The sequence below is a fragment of the Streptomyces prunicolor NBRC 13075 genome (genome assembly GCF_000367365.1).
GTDB lineage: Bacteria > Actinomycetota > Actinomycetes > Streptomycetales > Streptomycetaceae > Streptomyces > Streptomyces prunicolor.
The window spans coordinates 200,659-207,286 of record NZ_BARF01000085.1; the positions used below are offsets into that span (position 1 = coordinate 200,659).

Below are 6,628 nucleotides of genomic sequence, written 5' to 3' on the forward strand. Positions count from 1 at the left end.
GGTCGTCGTACGGGCGAAGGCAGTTGGGGCTACGACGAGGAGGTCCGGGGCGGCGCGCACTACTACGGGGGGAGTAGTCCAGGAGTTGTCCACAGGGCTGACGCCCGTGTCGGCGCGGCGGTCTAGTGTGCGGACATGAGCGGGTATCCGGTCGATGTGACCCCACGCAGACGGCTCGTCGACGCGTCCCTCGCGGTCGTGATCGGTGGCCTCGTCGTGACCGTCGCCGCCTTCGACGCGGACACGACCGCCGTCGACTTCGTGCTCGCCGCCCTCGCCTCGGCGGCCCTGGCGTTCTACCAGACGGCTCCGAGAGCGGTCCTCGCCGTGGCCACGGTGGCGGAGGCGGCCTACGTCCTGCACGCCCATCCGGGGCCGGTCGCCGGTCTGCCCGTCCTCGCCGCGATGCACACGGCGGCTCGCGCGGGACACCGCGGTTGGGCGGCCGGGGCGGGCGCGTTGTTCCTGGCGGCGTACTTCGCAACAGGGCCGACGACCCAGCAGGTGCTGGAGCGGACCGCGCTCATCGCCGGCTGGTTCCTGTGCGCGGTGGTCACCGGCCTCGCCGACCGCAACTGGCAGGCGTATCTCCGCCAGACCGAACAGCGCGCCCTGGAGGCCGAACGCACTCGCGAGGAGGCAGCGTTGCGCCGCGCGGGTGAGGAACGCCTGCGTATCGCCCGGGAGTTGCACGACTCCCTCACCCACAGCATCTCGATCGTCAAGCTCCAGGCCGGAGTTGCCGTCCATCTCGCCCGCAAGCGCGGCGAGGAGGTGCCGCCCGCGCTGCTCGCCATCCAGGAGGCGGGCGGCGAGGCGATGCGCGAACTCCGGGCCACCCTGGAGATCCTGCGCACCACCGAGGAGCCCACCGGCACCCCCGCGCTGCTCGTCGAGCGGGCCTGTGCGGCGGGCCTCGCCGTCGAACTCGCGGTGACCGGCGAGGAACGTCCGCTCGCCGCGACGGTCGACCGCGCGGTGTACCGCATCGTCCAAGAGGCCCTCACCAACGCGGCCCGGCATGCCGGCCCGGCAAAGGTCAACGTCCAACTCGACTACGGGGACGAGGACTTGACGATACGGGTGGAGGACGACGGAGCGGCCGACCCCGACTGCCCGCCGAAGCCGGGCATCGGCCTCACCGGCATGCGCGAGCGCGTCGCGGCCCTCGGCGGCACGCTGCACACCGCCCCGCGCGCGGAGGGCGGCTTCTCGGTACGGGCCGAACTGCCGCTGGGGGAAGCGGGATGATCCGGGTCGCGGTCGTCGACGACCAGGCGCTGATGCGCGCGGGCTTCCGCGCCCTCCTGGACGCCGAGGAGGGCATCGAGGTCGTCGGCGAGGCGGCCAACGGCGAACAGGGCGTGGCCCTCGTCCGCGCGCAGCTCCCCGACATCGCGCTGATCGACGTACAGATGCCGGTGATGACGGGCATCGAGGCGACCCGCCGGATCGCAGCGGACCCCGACCTCTCCGCCGTCCGCGTCGTCATCCTCACCAACTACGGCCTGGACGAATACGTCTTCGAGGCGCTGCGCGCGGGCGCCAGCGGCTTCCTCCTCAAGGACACCGACCCGGCGGACCTGCTCCAGGCGATCGAGATCGTCGCGGGCGGCGAGGCCCTCCTCTCCCCGGCGATCACCCGCACCCTCATCGGCGAGTTCGTCTCCCGCCCTCCGGACCGCTCCACTCCCTCCGGCCTGGAACACCTCACCCGCCGCGAACGCGAGGTCACCGCGCTCGCCGCGCGCGGTCTCACCAACGAGGAGATCGCCGCCCACATGGTGATCAGCCCGTTCACGGCGAAGACTCACATCAGCCGGGCGATGACGAAACTCGGGGCACGCGATCGGGCCCAACTCGTCGTGTTCGCCTACGAGTCGGGGCTGGTGACGGCCCGCGCGCCGGAATCCCGTTGCGAGCCGGACCCGCCGGATCGCAACCTTGGGCGATGACCGAGACCACACGCGCGCAAGACCCCGCCGTCGGTGTTCGCGAGGAGATCCTCGCCTACTACGCCCAGGGCAAGGAGGACGGCCGCCTCAGACAGGGTTCGGAGCGGCTGGAGTTCTGGCGCACCCAGGACGTGCTGCGGCGCCTGCTGCCGACGGCTCCCGCGAAGCTGCTGGACGTCGGCGGAGGCAGCGGCATCCACGCCGAGTGGCTCGCGCGGGACGGCCACGAGGTTCAACTCGTCGACCCCGTACCGCTGCACGTGGAACAGGCGGGCCGACTGCCCGGGGTCGACGCCCGGGCCGGGGACGCCAGGGAACTGCCCGCCGAAGACGCCTCGTACGACGTGGTGTTGCTGCTCGGTCCGCTGTACCACCTGCCCGAACGGGCGGACCGGGTACGGGCGTTGAGCGAGGCGCGGCGGGTGGTGCGGCCGGGCGGTCTGGTGGTCGCGGCGACGATCAACCGGTTCGCGGGCCTGCACGACCTGCTCAAGCACGAGCTGTACTTCACCGCCCCGCACCGCGCGCGGGTCGACCGGGAGACGGAGGAGGGACGCCACGACTACCAGGACGGCGGCCTCTTCACGACCGCCTACTTCGCCCAACCCCACGAAGCCCCCGAGGAGTTCACGGACGCGGAACTCACCGTCGAGGGCCAGTACGGCCTCGAAGGCGCCGCCTGGCTGATGGGCGGCATCGAGGACTGGCTGGACGACCCCGACCGCCGCGAGGCCGTCCTGGCGGCCACCCGCCGGATCGAGTCGGAGTCCACGCTGCTCGGCACCAGCGGGCATCTGCTCACCGCGGGCAGGCGCCGGACCTAGCCACGCACACCGCGCTGCGTACGATCATCGGGCCGCCCGTCGCGCAGTGAGGAGTTCCCCTGTGTTCACGACCCGACCCACGCTCCAGGGCACCTTCGGCATGGAGGCCCCGTCGGTGGGGCTCTGACCTGCGGACTTAGAGCTCATTGAGTCTCTGACCTGCGGGAACGTGTCTTTCGGTGTCTTTCACAGGGGTGCAGGTTTGTGCCGCGCAAACTCCCCAGAGCCTCCCCGAGCGACAAGAAACTCCCCAGCCGCTCCCCAGGGGGGCGGCTGGGGAGGATCCGACACAGTGCTGCCTGCCTGCGATTATGGGCTGCGCGGGGACGTTTTCAGGGTGGGCTCCACGATGACTGCAGTCCCCTGATGGACATCCTGCCGTGGTTTCGTGACTCCCCAGGGCAGCAGAGTGAGCGAGGGATCGTTTCGGCAGAGTATGTCCCGGCATGGCGAGCAAGACGGTCGAGGCTGTGCTGTTTCCCGGGATCGATGTGGAGTGGCCATGCTCGGCATCGCCCGACTGCACAACATGGCCCTCACCAGATAACTCAGGCCCCATACGGGACAACCTTTAGCCTCGCGCTTTCATGAAGCCTGGTGTCCGACGGGTGGTCAGACAAACGAAAAGTGCCTCTGACCAGCAAGAATGAGGATTGTCGAGGTCCTTGTTCCTGCCACCGTCGGAGGCACTTTCCAGGTGAAGAAGCGTATCGGGTCCTACCCACGTGTCCGCGTCGAGGGTGGTGGCCGGGCCGTGGTCTCGCAGGCCGGGGCGGTGCTGCTTGTCGACACGGTCCGCAAGGCCGGGCTGGATCAGGCGATATCGGCGGCGCTGTCACCATGGCGCAAGCCCCGTGCGGTGCACGACCCGGGCAAAGTCATGCTGGATGTGGCACTCGCGGTCGCACTCGGCGGGGACTGCCTCTCGGACGTGGGCATGCTGCGGGCCGAGCCGGACGTGTTCGGCCCGGTGGCCTCCGATCCCACCGTCTCCCGCCTCATCGACGCCCTCGCCTCAGCCGGGCCGAAGACCCTGACGGCGATCCGCACCGCACGGGCCCATGTCCGCGAACACGTCTGGAAGTTGGCCGGACAAGCAGGACCGGACGCCGGCGGAGAGGTGATCGTCGACATCGACGGGGTTCTCGTGCTGGCGCACTCCGAGAAACAGGACGCCGCCGCGACCTGGAAGAAGACGTTCGGACACCATCCGCTGATGGCCTTCGTCGACCACGGCCGAGGTGGCAGCGGGGAGCCGGCCGCGGGCCTGCTGCGGCCCGGCAACGCGGGCAGCAACACCGCCGCCGACCACATCACCACCGCCCAACTCGCCCTGGCCCAGCTGCCGAAGAAGTACCGGCGCGGACGCCAGACGCTGATCCGGACCGATGCCGGCGGCGGCACCCACGAGTTCGTGGCCTGGCTGGCCAGGCGAGGCCGGTGGCTGTCGTACTCGGTCGGCATGACCATCACCGAGCCGATCCACCACGCCGTCCTGAAGGTTCCCGACTCGGCCTGGACAGCGGCCACCGAACCCGACGGAGAGATCCGTGACGGCGCCTGGGTCGCCGAGCTTGACGGCGACGTACTCAAGGGCTGGCCGAAGGGGATGCGGCTGATCGTCCGCAAAGAACGCCCGCACCCCGGCGCCCAGTTGCGCTTCACGGACGCCGACGGACTGCGGCTGACCTGCTTCGCCACCAACACCACCGGCACGGCGATCGCCGCCCTCGAACTCCGACACCGCCAGCGGGCGAGAGCCGAGGACCGCATTCGAGGAGCCCGTGCCACCGGCCTGCGCAACCTGCCCCTCCACGACACTGCGCAGAACCAGATCTGGCTGGAGATCGTCCAGCTCGCCCTGGACCTGCTCGCCTGGATGCCGATGCTCGCCCTGACCGGCCGGGCCCGGCTCTGGGAGCCCCGCCGCCTGCGGATCCGTCTATTCTCCGCCGCCGCCCAGCTCGTCACCACAGCCCGCCGCCAACACCTGAAATTCGCGACGCACTGGCCCTGGACCGACGTGATCACCGACGCGATCGAACGACTGCAGTCCCTCCCGAACCCCAGCTGACCAGCGGCGACAACCCACCCCTACGACCAGAACCCACACACCGGAACCGTGGAACCCGGCGCCTACCCGACGCGACAGCCGGGTCACTGGCCTGCCCGCACCCCACCCAACAAGCCGAAACGGCCCACCAGATGAACCGGCAAGCCGTCACGAAAGATCAAGGCTAACTTGATCTTTAACCAGTGCGGCGTGGTCGTGGGGTGGTCGACTTCTTCGTTCGTTGTTTCGCGGGTTGTGTTTTGCGGGGTGTGTGGACGTCGTAGCGGGGTGTGGGCCGGGTGTTCTTTCGGCCTGGGGGTCGTCCGGGGCCGGGGCGGGTGGGTTTCGGTGCTTGGGCCGGGCAGCTGGCCTTTGGGCGGATGTGCCGGAAGTCGCGGCGGACTCGGGCGGGGGTGAGCCTGTCCGGCGGAGTTGGTCTTTCCCAGGGGCGACGCCGGTCGGCCGCCAGCGGGCGGGCGAGCCGCAGTTGGGTGTAGGCGGCGAGGATCAGCCAGGTCCATCGGTCGGCTGCTTCGGGGGTGCGGATCTTCGGGGAGGTCCAGCCGAGGGTCTGTTTGAAGAGGCGGAAGGTGTGCTCGATGTCGAAGCGTCTCAGGTATGCCTGCCAGAGGCGGTCGGCGTCTGCCGGGGTGGCGTCGGTGCCTGACCACCACAGCCAGACCGGCTTCGGTGTTGCTCCGCTGGGCAGGTGGTCGATGTCCAGGCGGATGACTGTCCCTTCGACGATGGGGAGGGTGCCGTCGGCCGCGGCCCAGGAGGAGCGGTGGGTCAGTTTGGGGTGCAGGCGGTTCCAGGAGCGGGCGGTGGCGGTGCCGTAGAGGCGGGTGTCGGTGACAGTTTCGGTGTCCGGGGTGCCCCAGGTGTCGGGCTGTCCGAAGACGAACTCGCCGCCGTGCCGGGGCGGCCGGCCCTGGGTGTGCGGCAGCCGGGGTGGGACAGCCCTGCGCAGCACGCGGTCCGAGCGCATCCTGGCCAGCACCTGGACCGGCAGGTCCCTCAGGAGGAAGCCGAGGCGGGGTGCGTCGTATCCGGCGTCCGCAACGATGAGGATGTCGGGATCACCGGTCTGCCACTGCCCCGCTGCGATCAGCCGCTGGAGCAGATCGCGCAGTTGGCGGGAGGTGACGGTGGCGGTGTCGTCGCCGGGCGACAGACGCAGTGCGTCCAACGGTGCGGTCCACGAACTGCGGCCCGGCTCGAGCGCGCAGATGATCGAGTAGGGCCAGCCGGGGACGGGGATGTGCTGGTCCTTGCCCCGGCCGTAGGTGTGGCACAGGATCCGCTGCGGTGAGGTGTGGGCGTCGGGCCGCAGCCAGCAGGTGACGTCGATGGCCAGGACCAGCCGGCCGTCGGCAGCCCGTGGCAGTGGCACTTCGGCCAGTGCCCGCCGTAGCCGGCCGGCGTCGATGCGTCCACGGGCCACAGCCGCGTAGAGCCCTCCGTGGCCGCGGCGGTGTTCACCCACGAGCGACAGCTCGGCCAGTGACCTCACCGGCCCGTCGCCGCACAGAACGGCATCAGCCAGCTCGAACAGCGCGTCCGAACGGGCGGTCAGGCAGGAGTAGAACTCGCCCCGGAAGCATGACAGTTGCGCCAACGGCTCTCGCCGGGCGTCGTGCTGCAGCAGACTCATCCTCACGGCCTTCGTGCTGAATGTGTGTGTTCCTTGGTCGGAGCACATGTTCAGCCGAAGGCCGCCTCCGTGTATGGCAGTTACCGAACCGGGTGATCAAGTTCGACGAACCATTCGACGCCGGACGTTAAAGATCAAGCTA

General features: G+C 70.0%; 5 protein-coding genes. 4 read left to right on the forward strand and 1 reads right to left on the reverse strand.

From position 1 onward, the window contains the following. Nucleotides 1–135 precede the first annotated feature (135 nt). The 4 genes from SPR02S_RS36785 to SPR02S_RS36800 all read left to right on the forward strand — a co-directional run bounded on the left by SPR02S_RS36785 (nucleotide 136) and on the right by SPR02S_RS36800 (nucleotide 4,853). Nucleotides 136–1,251 (forward strand): sensor histidine kinase, encoded by a 1,116-nt coding sequence (locus tag SPR02S_RS36785; RefSeq protein ID WP_019062021.1) that lies wholly within the window; start codon nucleotides 136–138, stop codon nucleotides 1,249–1,251. Then, the gene (locus SPR02S_RS57200; protein ID WP_019062022.1) at nucleotides 1,248–1,955 is read left to right on the forward strand and encodes a response regulator; all 708 of its coding nucleotides are present in this window, start codon (nucleotides 1,248–1,250) and stop codon (nucleotides 1,953–1,955) included. The genes SPR02S_RS36785 and SPR02S_RS57200 overlap by 4 nt, the downstream gene beginning before the upstream one ends. Beyond that, nucleotides 1,952–2,779 carry a class I SAM-dependent methyltransferase gene (locus SPR02S_RS36795; RefSeq protein ID WP_019062023.1) on the forward strand — a complete coding sequence of 276 codons (828 nt, stop codon included), beginning with the start codon at nucleotides 1,952–1,954 and terminating at the stop codon, nucleotides 2,777–2,779. The genes SPR02S_RS57200 and SPR02S_RS36795 overlap by 4 nt, the downstream gene beginning before the upstream one ends. A 697-nt stretch (nucleotides 2,780–3,476) precedes the next feature. Further along, on the forward strand, nucleotides 3,477–4,853 hold the full coding sequence (locus SPR02S_RS36800; protein ID WP_019062024.1) for an IS1380 family transposase: 1,377 nt from the start codon (nucleotides 3,477–3,479) through the stop codon (nucleotides 4,851–4,853). 175 nt (nucleotides 4,854–5,028) lie between these two features. Here SPR02S_RS36800 and SPR02S_RS36805 read toward each other — a convergent pair whose 3' ends face one another. Then, the gene (locus SPR02S_RS36805; RefSeq protein ID WP_019062025.1) at nucleotides 5,029–6,486 is read right to left on the reverse strand and encodes an NF041680 family putative transposase; all 1,458 of its coding nucleotides are present in this window, start codon (nucleotides 6,484–6,486) and stop codon (nucleotides 5,029–5,031) included. Nucleotides 6,487–6,628: the final 142 nt, after the last annotated feature.